Below are 16,411 nucleotides of genomic sequence, written 5' to 3' on the forward strand. Positions count from 1 at the left end.
CCCATGCAGCAAGCCCATCTTTTTCAGGCTGCGCCGGCCGCGGATGCGCGGCATGAGCTCAGCGTGTTCGCCCACCGCCGCGCCTTCCGGGTTCGTGCCGACGATGCGCGCAAGGACTTCTGGCGCCGCGTGGGCGCCGGCCTGTGGGAACCGCAGACCTTCGAGGTGTTCCAGCGCTTCCTGCGGCACGACAAGTCCTACATTGACATCGGCGCCTGGATAGGGCCCACGGTGCTCTACGGCGCGATGCTGTCGCGCCGCGTGCATGCCCTGGAGCCGGACCCGGTGGCGTTTGCGGAGCTGGCGGCCAATGTCGAGGCCAATCCCGGGCTGCTGCCGAAAATCAGGCTTTATCCCTACGGCATAGGCGCCGAGAGCGGCCCGCTGCGGCTTTACGCCGGGGGCCTGTACTTCGGCGAGCAAAGCCGCTTCGGCGACAGCATGTCGGGCATGCTGGCCGCGCCGGGCGCGGCCGGCCAGCCCTGCCGCGAGGTCCAGGCCCTGGACCTTGAGCATTTCCTGTCGCTCAACGCCATCGACGACTGCAACTTCATCAAGATGGACATCGAGGGCGGCGAGTACGCGGTGATACCCGGCCTGTGGCGGCGCCTGCCGCAGCTGGGCCTGCCCACGCTGTATGTCTCCTTTCATGCACCCGAGCCGGCGCGGCGCGAGGCATTGATCCGCGCCTGCGCGGAGGAACTGCTGCTGTGCTACCCGCGCTTTTACCGCGCGGCCGATGCACAGGCGGTGGCGCTGGAGCGCCTGCTCGATGCGGTGGGCGACTGGGGCGATGAAGCCCCGGGCAGCCCCTGGCGCAAGCTCGAGGCGCTGTTGGGCGCGGGCCTGCTGGCCAGCCGCGAGGAGTGGTAGATGCCCGTTCCGCAAGAGCGCCAGATCCTGGTCGGCGTGTACGTGGCCGCGCAGGCCGATGCACTGGCCGCCACCCTGGCCAGCCTGTTCGAGAACACCTCCTTGCCTTTCGGCTTGCGGCTGCTGCCGGACCCGGCTGATGAAGCCGGGGCCGCCGCGCTGCAGGCGTGCTTCGAAGCCCTGCCGGGCATGGACTCATTGCCCGGGCCCCTGAATGAAGGCGCGGCCGCGTGCTTCAACCGGCTGGTGGGCGTGCCCGCTGATGTGTATGTGTTCCTGGAAAACGGCGCGCGGGTCACGCCCGGCTGGCTCGAGCTGCTGCTGGCCGCGCTCGATGCCGACCCCAGCCACGGCCTGGCCGGTCCCTCGACGAACCGCGGCTGGAACGAGCAGGCGGTCGCGCCGGGCTGCGGCGCCACACAGGAAGCTTTGTGGAACCAGGCTGATGCGCTGGCGGCAAAGTTCGGCAATGCCTTTGCGACACTGGAGCCGCTGCACAGCCTGTCGGATTTTTGCTATGTGGTGAAGAACGAGGTGGTGGCCGCCATAGGCGCGGCCGACATCGCCTATGCGCAAGGCCCTTGCTGGGAGATGGACTACAACATACGCGCGGCGCGCGCCGGCTTTCGCGGCGTGTGGGCCCAGGGGGCTTTTGTGCACCGGGCGCCGCCTTGCCCGCGGCGATTGCGGCTGGAGGCCGAACTGCTGGAAACCAGCAAGCAGCTGTACCAGGACCGCTTCTGCGCCTGGCGCGGCGAGGCCCACCAGCCGCCCGCGCCTTACCACGTACATTGCGCCGGGGAGAAGTGCCGCTACTTCGCCATGCCCGAGCGAATGCGCATCTTCCTGCAGGCGGATGCCGGTGGGGCCCCGCCGCCGCAGCCGCCGGTGGCATTGGCAGCAGCGGCAAGACCGCCGGCGCCCCTGCTCAGCTGCATCATGCCAACACGCGGCCGGGCCGGTTTCGTCGCGCAGTCCATACGCTACTTCCAGCGCCAGGATTACCCGTTACTGGAACTCATCATCGTGTACGAGGAGGACGGCGACCTGCCCGAGGACATCAGCGACGCGCGCATACGCTGCGTGCGCGTGGCCGCCGGAACCAGCATAGGCGCAAAGCGCAACGAGGCGGTGCGCGTGGCCCAGGGTGAACTGGTCGCGAACTGGGACGATGACGACTGGTACGGCGAGCAGCGCCTGAGCCGCCAGGCCGCACCCCTGCTGTGCAACATCGCCGACATCACCGGGATCAACGACATGCTCTTCATGGCGCGCCCGCAGGCGGAGTTCTGGGCGCCCAGCCGCGCGCTGTTTCGCCGCATGTTCGCGGAGAACGTCTGCGGCGGCTCACTGCTGTTCCGGCGCAGCCTGTGGGAGGTCCATGGCCGCTATCCCACGACTTCGCTGCGCGAGGATGCCGACTTCCTGCTCAAGGCCCTGGCCGGCGGCGCGCGCCTGTGCCGCGTGCCGGGGCGCGAGCTGTACATCTATGTGCGCCATGACGGCAACACCTGGAAGTTCAAGGAAGGCCAATACCTGCAGCAAAGCGCCTGGGCCCGGGTGCCGCAGCCGCAATGCCTGCAGCGCGACCGCGATTTCTACTTTCCGCCGGCCGCCGCCATGCCGGCGCCCGCCGCGGCCGCGCAGCCGCTGGTGTCCTGCATCATGCCCACCGCCGACCGGCGCGACTTCGTGCCGCAGGCGATCCGCAACTTCATGGCGCAGGACTACGGCCCGCGCGAGCTCATCGTGCTGGACGACGGCCGCGACAGCGTGGCCGACCTCATCCCGCCGCACGAAACCATCCACTACATGCGGCTGGACCGCAAGCTCACGCTGGGCGCCAAACGCAACATCGCCTGCGAGATGGCCCGCGGCGAGCTGATCGCGCATTGGGACGACGACGACTGGATGGCGCCCGGCTGGCTCAGCTCGCAGGTCAAGGCCATGCTGGAGCAGGGCGCGGACATCTGCGGGCTCGACAAGGTATTTTTTTATGCACCTGAAGGGCGGCGCGCCTGGCAGTACGTGTACGACGGGCGCTCGCCCTGGGTCTGCGGCGGCACCCTTTGCTACCGCCGCGAGTTCTGGCGCGGCGCGCCTTTCGCCGACATCAATGTGGGCGAAGACAATGCCTTCGTGTGGGCGCCGCAGCACAAGCGCATCGTGGTCAATCCCGACCAGCACCTCTACGTGGCCCGGGTGCACGCCCGCAACACCAGCCCCAAGGAAACCCTTAACCGCCGCTGGCGCAGCTACCCGGTCGAGCAGGTCGAGCAACTGATGCTGTGAGTGCGCCTGCGGGCGGGCGGCGGGGCCATGGCGCACTCACCCCTGGAGGTCTGCCATCAGCCTGAACACCCGGTCCTCGCTCTCATGCCGTGCCGCCGCCGTTCCGACATATTCTTCGAACTGCATGTTGGCCGCCAGTTCACGGCGGGCATGCTGGCTGGCCACAATGGCGCCCGGCTCGGCCACGCTGTTCAGGTGCAGCGCGACGTTGGCGCCCTGGTTGCGGCTGGAGGCATCGTGGCGCGAGGCCGGCCGCACGCTGTGGATGCCGCCCGATATTTCCAGGCGCACGCCGTGCTGGACTTCCAGCAGGCGGCTTCTGCGCTGCACGCGTGTGCACAGGTCCATGGCGGCGACGGCCGCCTGCTGCAGGTTCTGCGCGCTGCTCGTGCCCTGTTCAAAATGAAACAGCATGCAGTCGCCCAGCACCCCGGCGCTCTGGCCCTGGCCGACTTGCACGGCGTTGGCGCACCAGCGCATCTGCTGCTCGCGCATCTCCTGCAGGTAGGCCAGCGCCAGCGAGGAATTCCTGGCGGGGTAGAGGCGCAGGCCCACGCAGAGGATGCCCAGGGCATGCTCTGTGCCAGAGGGCTCCGCGTGAATGTCCATGCTGTCGAGCGTCAGTTGCCTGGGGCCGCCATCCAGGCTGGGCGCTTGCGCCGGCAGGGCCAGGCGCGAGACCCGCAACTGCGCCAGGCACTGCATGAGGTCCAGGTAAAGGCCGGCCGCGTCGGCCGTGCGTTGCCGCACGTCTTTGCGCAGCGCCTGCTGCAGCAGCGGCGCCACCGGGTGGCCGGCCAGTTCGTCGGGCAGGGCGATGGACTCCGGGCTGAGCTGGCGCTGCAGCACCTCAGCGACGTCGGCGCCCTGCACGCAGGGACGGCCGGTCAGGCATTCGAGGAAGACAAGGGCCCAGGCGTAGATGTCCGTCGCGGGAAGGCAGGGCTCGGCGCGCAACTGCTCCGGCGCGCAATAGGCAGGCGTGCCCTCCGCGCCCGTCACGAAGCGCGGCTCGCCCCGATGGCTGGCCAAGCCGAAGTCCAGCAGCTTGAGGTGCAGGGCCGTGCCGGTGGAGGCGACCATGATGTTTTCCGGCTTGAGGTCGCGGTGCACGACCTGGTGCTGGTGCAGAAACGTCAACGCATCGAGCAACTGCGCCATCAGGGCCATGGTGTCCGGCAGGGGCAGCGGGCCGTTGCGCTGCAGAAAATCCCCCAGGGTTTCTCCAGGGATGAACTCAAGGACGGCGAAGAGCCGCCCACCCTCGGCCATGCCCTTGTCGATGAGACGCACCACGTGGGCGTGCTGCAGCATGGCCAGCACGCGGGTCTCCTGGTGCAGGCGTTGCTGCACGCGCCGGTTCGTCGCGGGGTCGTCCGCCGAAGCCGGATGGGGAATCTTGATGGCGACGAACTGGCCCGTGCTGCGTTGCCTGGCCTTGAACACCTGGCCTGACGCACCTTGTCCCAGCAAACCCAGCGACTGGTACCCCGGCACGCCGACGGGGAAGCCGTGCGAGGGCACCCGCGTCATGGAGGAGAGGGATTAAGGCGTGTCAACACCATGAATGCAAATGCGAATGGGGTGAAAACGGCGCCGATCAAGGCGCGCGGCGACGTCCAGGCCGGGTGCCTGGGCCAGGGTGTTAACAGGCCCTAGGCCACGAGCGTTTCTTCGGGAAAGCTCCGGCCGCCGGCCAATGGATCGAAGTCGGCCTCGAGCGTGGCCCCGTGCATGATGCGAAAGCGCAGGTCGCCGAAACGCAGCGAGCCGCGGCGGCGCTCTATCAGTTCAGGCACCTGCGCACCGGCCGGCATCGCGAGCGCAAGCTGCTTGCGCATGCGAAAGATCTGGATGTTCAGGTGGCCCGGGTCCAGGCCCAGCATCTTGGCCAGGCGGTCGAGTTCGACCCAGCCCTGGGCGTGGGGCGCGAGCTGGCGCTGCGCGTCCGCCAGCCGCAGGCGCGCCAGGATCAGCAGCGCGTAGTGGTGCGAGCGTTCACCGAGGTTGAGGTGAAAGCCCGCGTCATGCAGCTCCAGCCATGCGTGTTCCTCATCCTGGCTGACCTTGAAAAAGAGCGTCGGCTGCGAGCGCTTGAGCTGCGCCTTGCCGGCCATGCAGTCCATGGTGGAGACCACCTCGGCCGCCAGCAGGAAGCACCAGACCTTGCCGGCAAAACGGACCTCGTCGCCGTCTTCCAGGAGCCAGCTGCCTTCGGGGGTGGTGCACACCCACTGGCCTTTCTCGCTGTGATGGATGGACAGCTCGGCGCCAAGCCCTTGCGGCAGCAGGTTGGAGCGGCCCAGGGGAATGTAGGGCTCGTCATGGCCCAGCGGCCACAGCAGGTTTCGGGGCGGCGACAGGTCTTCTACCAGCCATGCGGCCCCGCCTTCATTGCCAAAGCTCAGGGTGCTGCCTGCACGCAGTGCCTGGCCCTGGGTGTTGGAGAGCAGCGTGCCGTCGAGGAAGGTGCCGTTGCGGCTGTGGTCGCGCAACTCCCAGGCCTGGCCGGTCCAGCGTACCGACGCGTGCAGTTGCGAGGCGTCGAGGTTTTCAAGCAGGGTGTCGGCGGAGCGGCCGCGCCCGAAAACATGGTGTGTCCGAAGGTAAATTCTTCGATGCGTGACGCGGTTTCTCAAAATAGCCACTTGCCTTCTCCCTCCTTCTTGCCATCAGGCTTCACGGCGGGGGCCGTCGCTCTGCGGAGACGTGCATCCTGCCAATGTTGAAAAACCGAGCCGGTCGGCCGCAGTATCTGCGAGAGGCTCAATCGTCGTCAAGCGCCGCGGCAGGGATTTACACATGCATTCTCATTTGGCATTAATTGCCTTGACACGAGTGGTGCGCCTGCGCACCTAAAACAAAACGTTTCGCGAATAAAAAATTCGCCCGACTGCCTGCATCTCAAAGTGTTAGCGCGTGCCGCTCGCAAGCGGGCAGCGCGCAGCGGCCGGCTTGGGCGGCGCCCGCCGCCTGTAATGCCCTGTAATCGCCAGCGCGCGGACCCGCTTCCACAATTTGCCAAGCGAGTGGCGGCTGCCATCCGCAGCGAACACTTTCACGGAGAAGCTCATGCCTTACCTCAGCAACGCCCAACGCAACCTGCTGGCACCCGCCGGTGAAGACCATCCGCGCGATGGTGAACTCGTGCCCAACTCGGACCAGGCTCCTTTCATCTACACCGCCTGCTGGGGATGGGCCCTGACAGGCGAGTACGAGAGCGCCGACAACGCCTACACCGCGCCCACCATCTACAACTCCGACGAGGGCGCGTTTGTGTTCGACGAAGAGCGCGTGCCCACCGGCCTCAATGAGGACTTCTTCAACACCACCGACATCATCTTTCCGCAGACGGTGCCGTTTCACCAGGTGCTGGCCGACAACCTTCAGGCCGCGCTGGACGGCGACGAGGACGCGCAGGGTGCGTGCCGTGTGGCCTTGATGACCATCACCGCGCAGCTCAACGGCCACACGGTGCTGGGCGCGGATGGCTCGGCCGTCTACACCATGATCATGAAAACCCGCAGCTGGTACGGCTGGGACCACTGGGCGCTGGGCGTGCAGGCCACAGACGGCGTGACCACCACTTTCCAGCAGAAGGTCAGCGGCAGCCTGGCGAGGCCGCGGCCGCTGAAATACAACTGCGGCACGGTGTGGGATGAAGGCCTGACGGAAACGGTGCTCAGGATAGACGGCCTGCAGCAGGCGCAGGTCGACATGCTCAACAACGTTGTTTGAGGAGCCAGGCATGTGGGTACGCGGCATAGATGTCAGCCACTATCAGCGCGCCATCGACTGGCCCCAGGTGGCGGCAGATGACGTGTTTTTTTGTTTTGTCAAAGCCACGGAAGGAACCGGCATCGTGGATCCCCGTTTCAGCAAAAACTGGCCGGGATGCGCGGCGGCCGGCTTGACGCGCGGTGCTTACCATTTCGGGCATCCCGGCAGCGGTGCCCAGGCCCAGGCTGAATTCTTTTTCAAGACCGTGGGCGCGCTGGGGCCGAACGACCTGCCCCCGGCGCTGGATATCGAAACCCTGGACGGTGGCAGCCCACCCGCGGTGCTGCAGTGGGTGCTGGACTTCACCAAGGCTGCCGATGCCCTGTTCGGGCGGCAGACGATGATCTACACCGACGACGGCTTCTGGCAGAACCTCGCGTCCTTGCCGGGTTGCGAGCAACTCGGTGTGCGCCCGCTGTGGCTGGCCGACTATGTGGCCAGCCCCACTGTTCCCCCGCCCTGGACGGCGTGGTCGTGCTGGCAGTACAGCGATGGCTCCGTCAACGGCGGAACACCCGTGGCCGGCGTGCCCGTCGACGTGGACCAGAACTGGTTCCTGCAGGCTGACCTTCAGGCGCTGACCACACCGCAACCCTCACAACCACCGCAACCCAATGCAGGCCAAGGACTTCCATGACCACTTACGTCACCCTCAACGTCGTCAACAACAGCCAGCAAAACGGCTCGGCATCCGGCCTGGCCGATGGTGCGATCTACCTGTTCCTCACGCAGGAGACCCTGAACCAGGCGTGGAGCATGGACCCTGCCACCGGCGTCGCCAGCCCCGTGGCCGCGCAGGGGACGCTGGCTCCCTTGTTTACCCTGGCCGACCTGAAAAAAGCCGGTGGCGCGATCCAGCTGGATGCAAGCGTGCAGGTTCCTTCGGCGCGCCTGTACCTCAGCAATTCGCCGGACGCGGTGACCGCACCGAACAACAAGATCAGCGGGCCTACCGCGGCGACGGCGGATTTTTTCTACGACTTCGTGGAACTGGCGCTCACCTGCACCACGCCAGGCGCGACGTCCAGCAGCGCGCCGAACAACCTCAATGTGGATACCACCCAGGTGGACCAGCTGGGGATACCGCTGACGCTGCAGGTCACACCCCGTGACCCGAATTTCGGCGCCGGCTCGGGCATCGTGGCCACGCTGGACCGGCAGACCCTGGTGAGCGACTTCAAGGCCATGGCGGTGGGCCCGCTCGCGGCTTTCGCCGGCTGCGTGTACCCCGAGGGCAGCGATGCGTCCACGCCTTATCGCCTGCTCAATCCCAACGACCTGATCAACGGCCAGCTGCAGGCCGCCAGCTTGCAGGGGACCGTCACCGTCTCGGGCGTGCAGGGCGCATGGCTGGCCACCTTCACCATCACCGGCCCGGGAAGCCCGGCGCCCACCAACGGCGGCCTGAGTGTGGGCATGCCGGTCAGCGGACCCCTCATGCCCGCCGGCGCCACCGTGAGCAGCCTGCCCGGCGCGCCCGCCGGCAGCACTGTGGTGATCGCCAGCGCGAGCAGCGCCGCCACCAACCCGTTCACCGCGAGCACAAGCCCGGTGGAGATCTTCTTCGTCACGCCGCCCACGACCGCGCTTGCAACGTACTTTGACGYGGCCATCGACAATTTTTTTGCCTGGTGCGGAAAAAACCCCGGCCTGCTGCAGGTCGAGCAGAACAACAACGCCAACCACATCTACAGCGGCAGGCTGACGCAGGTGGCCGGCATCATCGACATCGACGGCAACAGCAACACCTATACCGTGCTGCAGTTCACCGGCGGCAACGGCGAGGCCTACAACCTCTATTACCCCTTCTTCAGCACCAACTCGGCGGCCGGCAAGACCACGCCTTTCGGCGCGGCCGTGCCGCCGCCGCCGGCCTGGTGGACGCCCCTCAAAGGCCTGACGTATTACGCGCCGCCTTCAATGATGGTGTTCGGCGCCAGCGGTGTATTTGCCGACAACACCCAGCAGCCGCTCACCGCGCCCAACAGCAGCGCCGTGCTGGGCGCGATCGAGAACGTCATCGTCACTGCACTGGCGCGCGGCTATGCAACCAGCTGGAAGTTCCTGCAAGGCGGCATCACGCCCGGCAACCCTGCCACCACCGCGACCGTCAGCCTGGCCGGCGGCGCCACCACGGAAGGCCTGGTGGACCAGATGGACATGGCCTCCTTCCAGATCGCGAATATTCCGATGACGGTGTCCCTCCCGGACGGTGCGCCTTCGGGCAGCTTCAGCGTGAGCTCGCCCCTGGACATCCTGCCGACCACGCCGGACCTGCTGACCTTCTCGCAGTTTTATCCCGCCGGCGGAACCTGGAGCGCCTTTGCCAATTTCCTGCACGACCCCGCCGTCACCATTGATGGGCGGGCGTATGCCTTGCCGTTTGACGACCAGGGCGGCTTCAGTTCGGACCTCAATGCCGCGACCTCGGTCGCCAGCCCGGCCAGCGTGCTGGTCACGCTGGGACCCTGGGCGCCAGAGGCCGTCAGACCGGCCGTTGTGGGTGGAGTCCAGCTGCCGGTACGGCTCGTCTGGCAGGCCAGTGAGGACTATTGCTTCACCTTCCTGCTGTACTACGACGCCAGTGGCGTGTACACCACGATGCAGATCTCGATCCAGGGCGGCCAGTTCAGCGGCGACGGCTACACCCCACCGGTGGCGCTGCAAAGCGCGACGGAGACCCTCGATATGACCCTGGTGGCCCTGCATGCAGACGGCTACAACTGGGGGCTGTGGTGCAACATTCATGTGCCGGGCTTTGACTTCGAGGGCAATGCCTTCGAGTTCAGCACCCAGTACAACAACCCGCCGCCGTACACGGTTTGGGAGAACTAAGGGTTGATCGCAGAACCGCAACGAAGCGGTCCTTGTTTTCCCCCCTCTCCCCTTGGGAGAGGGTTGGGGTGAGGGGCCAGCGGCGGTAAATACGCCACTCTTTCGAACCCGGGCCGCGGCCCTCACCCCCGCCCTCTCCCAGAGGGAGAGGGAGCAAGGACTGATCAGCAACGCCAGGAGGATTTTGTAAGCGGCTCTAAGAGCTGGTTCTAACCAGCTTCCTGGTCCTTGTCCGCCTTGAGCTCGCCCTTGGCGGCGTCGTAGACAAACAGGCGCTTGGCCAGCGCGGGCTGGTAGTTGAGCATGTCGATCAGGAAGCTCAGGGCGCCCAGGTTGTTGCCCAGCCTGTCGAAGCTTCCGTCCGCAAGCGACTTCTTTTCGTCGGCGCCGGGCTTGAGCATGCGCTCCACCAGTTCGCGCATGTGCGTCACGGCGAGCGCGGCCTGGTCCAGGTCCAGCACGGACAGCACACCCTGCATCTGCGCCAGTTGCCCCGGCACCACGGCCAGCAGTTGGGTGTCTTCGGGCGTGCGGAAGAACATGTCCAGCGATTTTTCCAGCGCGGCCAGGGAGGCCTGCAATTCGCCCACCACGCTTCCCATGGTCTGCTTGTCGTTGACGCGCTGGTACAGCTGCTCCATCCACGACTCCAGGGGCTGCGCAGCGCCGCCATTGCGCGCGCTTTGAAGTCGTTCGGCCAGGCGCGCCGTGCGCGCCCACAGCTGGGGGTCGTTCGGATCGAAGTCGTCGAACACCGCCTCCAGGAAGAGCACGGCGGTGGCGACCTCCAGTGCCAGTTCGGGGCTGGGCGCCTGGCCGGAACTGACCGTGCCTTCAATCACGCGGCCCATGGCGCGCGCCAGCACCTCGCTGGGCGGGTGCAGCTTGACCAGCGAGTCCGACACCAGGCTGAACTGGTCGGTCAGCACCTTGAATTTGCTGAGGTCGCCCGCGGTCGCTGCCGACCAGGTTTCCTTGGCCGAGGCGATGCGCTTGCGCGCCTGCGCGATCAGGGCCGGTGCAAAGCGGCCGAACTGGACCGACTCGTAATCCACCGGCTTGAAGCGTTTGAGGCCGTAGGCCGAACGCACCGCAGACAGGACAGGCGAATCGCCGGCGCGCTGGACTTTCGCCTGCGAACACAGGAAGAGCAGGTCTTCCGCCAGCCTGGCGGAGGCGTCGGTGCCCTTGGCCAGCCACACGTACTGCAGCAGCACGCGCAGGGTCGCGCGCTTGACGTAGAGGTCGACATTCAGCAGGCCCTGCGCCAGCGCCTCGAAAAAGCCGGCGGCGATTTTCCAGAAGGTGCGGGATTCAATGGCTTTCTGCGTTTTCGCAAAGCCCAGGCAGGTGTCGCGAAGGCTGAGCGCGGCCTCGGGATTACCGGTCCGTATCAACGTCAGCATCAGCCGGTCCAGCAGTTGCCGGGTCTCATCGCCGTATTCCACGGCCGGGGCGGTGATCTCCATGGCCGGCTCTATCCAGCGCCACTCGAAGACCCAGAGGTCCGCGGGGTGGACGCGGTCGGCGCCGACCAAAGCCTGGATGTCGCGGTACTGCGGGAACAGGGAGACGGCCGAAGCCGGCTTGCCCGCCAGGACTTCTTCCAGGTAGTGGACGATTGAAAAGCCCGCCAGTTCAATCTTGCCCACGGCGTCCTGCTTGCACTGCACCGGCGACTGTATGAATTTTTGCACCGCCGTTTCCATGGCCCGCAGCACCAGCGCCGGCGCGCTCATGCCCACCATCTCCAGCGCGCCCACGGCCTGGTGCAACTGCTGGCGGGCGATGCGCAACTGGCCCGCGTCCAGCGCGCCGATCTCGGAGTCGCGCCCGGACTCGGTCTCGCGTATGAAACGTTTCAGCGCCTTGGCGGAGCCTTCCAGTGATTTGCGCAATTCTTCCAGCACCCAGGCCAGCGGCCCCAGGTCCAGCAGGGTCATGTCGAGTTCGGCGGGCGATGAGTTGAGGTCGTGTAATTGCATGTGGCGGCTGGCCGGTAAAAGGCCGAGGTTCTAGTCGTGGATCCGGAGGCAAACGCTGTGCCTCATGACTCCCTTTAAACCTTGAACAGGTTCTTCTTATGCCTCCTTCAATTGGAGGAGACTGGCCGCAGTCTATCCGCGTCCTCGCGGAATCCCAAGGGGGAAATACGCATGGACGGCGCGGGCCGACCGGCGGTGGCGCGGGGGCGATGGGCTGGTTGAAACACGGCATGCACGCTATTGACTTATAGGGGTCGCGCGGCCTTGCCTCCGTGCCTGTCTCTGCTATTCTGGCTTCAACGCGTGCGCGGATGCGATGCCGCCTTGTGGGCGCATCTCACCGCCGGGCGCGCGAGGACGGCAGCCTTGGCTACAGACGCTACACCTAATTCATTACCCTCTTCATCGCCGGCTGAAACTGGCTTTTTTTTGACGGATTCGCACGCGATGCGCAGCGCGGGCCGTGACCGGCTGTCGCTGGCCTTGATGGATGCGCGCAACCATACCCTGAACCTGTTCGCTCAATACCAAAAAGCTATGGAGAGCGGCGATTTCAGCCCGGAGCGGCTGCCCAATGTCAATCCGCCGCTATGGGAGCTCGGCCATGTCGGCTGGTTCCAGGAATGGTGGATAGCCCGCAACACGCAGCGGGCGCTGGGCACGCGCTGCGAACCCGCGCGCACCCGGCTTGCTTCCATCGAACCGAATGCCGATCGCTGGTGGAACGCACAGGCCGTGCCGCACGGCGCGCGCTGGATGCTTGACTTGCCCGACATGGCGAACTGCCGTGCCTATTTGCTCGACACACTGGAAAGCACGCTGGACCTGCTCGAAAAAACCGTGCCGGCGGATCGTGCCGGGCAGGGCGCTGAGGGCAGTGACGACGCGCTGTACTTCTACCGCCTCAGCCTGTTCTTCGAGGACATGCGCGGCGAGGCGCTGGTCCGCAGCGCGCAGGCGCTGGGATTGGCGCTGGATAAAACCCTGGAGGATGTTTTCACGCCGGTGCCCATGGCGCTGCGCGAACCCCTGCTGGTTCCGGCCACGGTCTGGCAGATGGGCAGCGCACCCCATGCGGGCTTTGCCTTTGACAATGAACTCGCGGCGCACGCCGTGAGCGTGCCCGAGTTCGAAATCGATGCCCAGCCCGTGAGCTGGGCGCAGTATGTCGAATTTGTCGGCGACGGCGGCTATGACCGGGAGGAACTCTGGCACCCGGACGGCTGGCGCTGGCTGCAGGGCCAGGCCGCAGGCGAGGGCCGGCGCGGCCCGCGCTATGTGGACCAGATCGGCATCTCCAGCGGCGCGGTGATACAGAACCGTTTCGGCGTGCCGCGCCGCATGCAGGGCAACCAGCCGGCCATGCACATGAGCTGGTGGGAGGCCGACGCCTGGTGCCGCTGGGCCGGGCGCCGCCTGCCGGTGGAAGTGGAGTGGGAACTGGCCGCGCATACAGCCGCCCGGCGCGGTTTTAAATGGGGCGATGTGTGGGAATGGGTGGGCAGCAGCTTCAGGCCCTATCCCGGCTTTGTGCCCGGCCCCTGGCAGGCTTATTCGCAGCCGCGCTTCGGCACGCACAAGGTGCTGCGCGGCGCTTCGTTCGCGACGCGCGCGCGCCTGAAAAACCTGAAGCACCGCGGCTTTGCCCTGCCGGACCGGGACGACGTGTTCTGCGGTTTTCGTTCCTGCGCGTTGTGATGCGCTGAATGCAGTGAAAGGGTGTTCGCCGGCTGCTTCGGCTACGCCTTGGTCTTGCCGGGCTTTTCCTTGCGGTACGTCCACCAGGGCAAGGTGGCGCGCAGCGACAGCACCTTGCCGCTTTGCGCCAGCTTGCCGCTGTAGCCGGGCAGTTCTTCCAGCGTGGCCTGCCAGTCGCCGCCCTGCAATTCGTGGAGCAGCGCCTGCACCTGCGGTGTGGGCAACTCCGACTTGAGGCAGACCAGGTGGTAGCGCTCATCGGCCACCGGCACAAAGCCCAGGCCTTTGTCACGCGCCGCCGCTTCAATGCCCAGGCCCGCGTCGGCCGCATCGCTGGCCACCGCCTGGGCCACGGCCGAGTGCGAGGGTTCCTGGCTCTGGTAGCCCTTGATCGCTGAGGCGGCCACACCGGCTTTGGCCAGCAGCTCATCGAGCAGCACGCGCGTGCCCGTGCCTTCGGCGCGGTTGACATAGCGCAGGCCCGGCCGCGCCAGGTCGGCGATGCCGGTGATGCGCAGCGGGTTGTTCTTCGCCACGATGAGGCCCTGGCTGCGATGGGCGAAGCCGATCAGCTTGTGCAGGCCGGGCTTGAGCAGGTTGCGGTAGCTTTGCGCCGTGAGCGACTGGCTGCCCGGCTGCTCCAGCGTGTGAAAGCCCGCCATCATGCAGCGCCCCGCGTTCAGCGCCGCGATCGCGTCCACGCTGCCCATGAAGCGGATGTCCAGGTGCAGGCCGCGCGCGCCGGCCTGTTCGCGCAGCGCCGACAGCGCCGCGTCGTGGCTGGCGTACAGCGTGAGCACATGGGCCTCGTCGTCGAAGGCCGTGGAAAACGCGCGCTCGATGTCGCTGGTCAGGGCCTCGATCTGCGGCGCCAGCCGGGCCTGCGCCTGGCGTTCGGCCCACAGCAGCTTTTCGCCGAACTCGGTGAGCCGCGCGCGCTGGCCCTTGTCCCAGACGATGAGCTCGCGCCCCAGCGTCTGCTCCCAGTCCTTGAGCGCCCCCCACACGTGGCGGTAGGACAGCTCCAGCGCCTTGGACGCCTTGGAGATGGAGCCCTGCTCGCGCACCGCATGCAGCAGGTCCATCAGCGGGTTGCGTATCAGCGCGCTTTTGCCGCGCTGCGGCGTGAGCAGGTAGGAGAGTTCGACTTTGTGCATGGCGGGCAAGGGTGGCTTCGATTATGAGTGCATGGGCCGGCGGGGCAGGGTGAGCGGGCAGGCCCGGCAACCTATGCAACCCGCTTCATAGCGATGATTCCTGATGTGATTCAAGGACTTAGCCTCTAGGCTAGAGTGCTCCCCAGCCTATTCAATGAACACCTTCTCCGACAGCGCCGCCACGGCCTTTTCCCTCATTACCTCGCTTGATCCCGTGCTGGCCGGCATCGTCGCCCGCTCGCTGGCCGTGAGCGCGTCCGCCTGCGTGATCGCCTGCAGCGGCGGCCTGCTGCTGGGCGCCTGGCTGGGTGTGTCGCGCTTTCGCGGCCGCGGTGCGGTGCTGGCCGTGCTCAACACCGCGCTGGCACTGCCTTCGGTGGTGGTCGGGCTGGTGGTCTATCTGCTGCTGTCGCGCACCGGGCCGCTGGGCTTTCTGGGCTGGCTGTTTTCCTTCAAGGCCATGGTGCTGGCGCAGGCCGTGCTGGTGCTGCCGGTGGTCACCGCGCTGGTGCGCCAGGCGATAGAGGATGCCGACCGCAGCCATGGCGAGCAGTTCCAGTCGCTAGGCGCGGGCCGCTTTGTGCGCGGCCTGATCCTGCTGTGGGACGAACGTTATGCCCTGCTCACGGTGCTCATCGCCGCTTTCGGGCGGGCCGTCTCGGAAGTCGGCGCGGTGATGGTGGTGGGCGGCAACATCGACGGCTTCACGCGTGTGATGACTACCGCCATAGCTCTGGAAACCAGCAAGGGCGACTTGCCGCTGGCGCTGGCCCTGGGCATGGTGCTGCTGGGCGTGGTGCTGCTGCTTAACATCCTGATCGCGGGTGTGCGGCGCTGGCGCGAACAGCTCGACGACCGCCTGCCTGACCCGGCCGCCAGCCTGGCCGCGCGCGGAGGGCCAGGATGACCGAGCTCTTCAAACTGGATGCCGTGGATGTGCGCTACGGCCGCGTCCAGGCGCTCAGCGATTGCACGCTGCGCATCCAGGCCGGTGAAAGGCTGGCGCTGGTGGGCTCCAACGGCAGCGGCAAAAGCACCTTGCTGCGAACCCTCCACGGCCTGGTCAGGCCCGCGACAGGCAGCTTGCAGCACGATGCAGGTGCCCGCCAGGCCATGCTGTTCCAGCGGCCGTACATGCTGCGCGCCAGCGTGCTGCACAACGTGGCGCTGGGCCTGTGGCTGGGCGGCGTGCGCTGGGCCGACGCCAAAACGCAGGCGCTCTCCGCACTCGAACGTGTGGGGCTGGAAGGCCTTGCGACGCGCAACGCCAAGGCTTTGTCCGGCGGCCAGCAGCAGCGCGTGGCGCTGGCGCGGGCCTGGGCGCTCAAGCCGCAGGTCCTGCTGCTCGACGAGCCCACGGCCAGCCTTGATCCCTCTGCCAAGCGCGAGGTCGAGCGCCTCATGGCCGAGTTCGCCGATGCCGGCATGACGCTGATCTTCAGCAGCCACAACCTGGGCCAGGTCAAGCGCCTGGCGCAGCGCGTGATTTACCTGGAGCAGGGCCGGCTGGTGGCCGACCTGCCCACGGCGGCATTTTTTGGCGGGCCGGTTCCCGCCGCGGCGGAAGCATTTTTAAAAGGAGAACTTGCATGATCAACTTAAAGACGTTAAGAACCTATTTACGGTCCAAACGGGGCCGCGCAAGCACCTTCTCGGGATGGGATGCAAGGCGCGGTGCGACACCCATAGCATCGCTATGGGTTAGCGCCGCAACGCCGCAGACCGCCCGAGAAGGCGCTTGCCCTCCGGGTTGGGGTGAAATCGGGCGATTGAGCCACCCAGGCCCTTGCA

At 66.6% G+C, this 16,411-nt stretch carries 12 protein-coding genes; 8 read left to right on the forward strand and 4 right to left on the reverse strand.

The genetic code is table 11. The annotated features are described in order from the left end of the window. Nucleotides 1–3 precede the first annotated feature (3 nt). Nucleotides 4–873 (forward strand): FkbM family methyltransferase, encoded by an 870-nt coding sequence (locus tag AC1DXS_RS04060; RefSeq protein WP_477736295.1) that lies wholly within the window; start codon nucleotides 4–6, stop codon nucleotides 871–873. Continuing rightward, entirely contained in the window at nucleotides 874–3,165 is a 2,292-nt protein-coding gene (locus tag AC1DXS_RS04065; protein WP_477736296.1) for a glycosyltransferase, read from the forward strand. It begins immediately after the preceding gene. A 36-nt stretch (nucleotides 3,166–3,201) separates the two neighbouring features. On the opposite strand, the gene AC1DXS_RS04070 is transcribed toward AC1DXS_RS04065, so the two are convergent. Both AC1DXS_RS04070 and AC1DXS_RS04075 read right to left on the reverse strand, forming a co-directional pair. Next, nucleotides 3,202–4,698 carry a protein kinase domain-containing protein gene (locus AC1DXS_RS04070; protein ID WP_477736297.1) on the reverse strand — a complete coding sequence of 499 codons (1,497 nt, stop codon included), beginning with the start codon at nucleotides 4,696–4,698 and terminating at the stop codon, nucleotides 3,202–3,204. A 122-nt stretch (nucleotides 4,699–4,820) separates the two neighbouring features. Beyond that, a complete protein-coding gene (locus tag AC1DXS_RS04075) occupies nucleotides 4,821–5,813 on the reverse strand; it encodes an FHA domain-containing protein (protein WP_477736298.1) in 993 nt (330 codons plus the stop codon). Nucleotides 5,814–6,237: 424 nt separating this feature from the next. On the opposite strand from AC1DXS_RS04075, the gene AC1DXS_RS04080 reads away from it, so the two are divergent. From AC1DXS_RS04080 to AC1DXS_RS04090, 3 genes are read left to right on the forward strand one after another with little or no spacing between them, the layout of a single operon-like run. Continuing rightward, entirely contained in the window at nucleotides 6,238–6,903 is a 666-nt protein-coding gene (locus AC1DXS_RS04080; RefSeq protein WP_477736299.1) for a hypothetical protein, read from the forward strand. A 10-nt stretch (nucleotides 6,904–6,913) separates the two neighbouring features. Then, nucleotides 6,914–7,582 (forward strand): glycoside hydrolase family 25 protein, encoded by a 669-nt coding sequence (locus AC1DXS_RS04085; protein ID WP_477736300.1) that lies wholly within the window; start codon nucleotides 6,914–6,916, stop codon nucleotides 7,580–7,582. After that, nucleotides 7,579–9,780, forward strand: coding sequence for a glycoside hydrolase 64/thaumatin family protein (locus tag AC1DXS_RS04090; protein WP_477736301.1), 2,202 nt, complete (start codon nucleotides 7,579–7,581; stop codon nucleotides 9,778–9,780). Before AC1DXS_RS04085 ends, AC1DXS_RS04090 begins: the two co-directional genes overlap by 4 nt. 209 nt (nucleotides 9,781–9,989) lie before the next feature. Here AC1DXS_RS04090 and AC1DXS_RS04095 read toward each other — a convergent pair whose 3' ends face one another. Further along, the gene (locus AC1DXS_RS04095; protein WP_477736302.1) at nucleotides 9,990–11,765 is read right to left on the reverse strand and encodes a FimL-related protein; all 1,776 of its coding nucleotides are present in this window, start codon (nucleotides 11,763–11,765) and stop codon (nucleotides 9,990–9,992) included. A 447-nt stretch (nucleotides 11,766–12,212) separates the two neighbouring features. Between AC1DXS_RS04095 and senA the strand changes: the two genes are divergently transcribed. Then, nucleotides 12,213–13,463 (forward strand): selenoneine synthase SenA, encoded by a 1,251-nt coding sequence (gene senA, locus AC1DXS_RS04100; RefSeq protein ID WP_477736309.1) that lies wholly within the window; start codon nucleotides 12,213–12,215, stop codon nucleotides 13,461–13,463. A 41-nt stretch (nucleotides 13,464–13,504) separates the two neighbouring features. Here senA and AC1DXS_RS04105 read toward each other — a convergent pair whose 3' ends face one another. After that, entirely contained in the window at nucleotides 13,505–14,620 is a 1,116-nt protein-coding gene (locus AC1DXS_RS04105) for a substrate-binding domain-containing protein (RefSeq protein WP_477736303.1), read from the reverse strand. A 154-nt stretch (nucleotides 14,621–14,774) separates the two neighbouring features. Here AC1DXS_RS04105 and AC1DXS_RS04110 point away from each other — a divergent pair, with 154 nt between their 5' ends. Together AC1DXS_RS04110 and AC1DXS_RS04115 are read left to right on the forward strand one after the other, a co-directional pair. Further along, the gene (locus AC1DXS_RS04110) at nucleotides 14,775–15,527 is read left to right on the forward strand and encodes an ABC transporter permease (protein ID WP_477736304.1); all 753 of its coding nucleotides are present in this window, start codon (nucleotides 14,775–14,777) and stop codon (nucleotides 15,525–15,527) included. Continuing rightward, complete coding sequence (locus tag AC1DXS_RS04115; RefSeq protein ID WP_477736305.1) at nucleotides 15,524–16,213, forward strand: ABC transporter ATP-binding protein; 690 nt, start codon at nucleotides 15,524–15,526, stop codon at nucleotides 16,211–16,213. Before AC1DXS_RS04110 ends, AC1DXS_RS04115 begins: the two co-directional genes overlap by 4 nt. Nucleotides 16,214–16,411 lie beyond the last annotated feature (198 nt).

The sequence above is a fragment of the Polaromonas sp. P3_B1 genome, assembly GCF_056402935.1.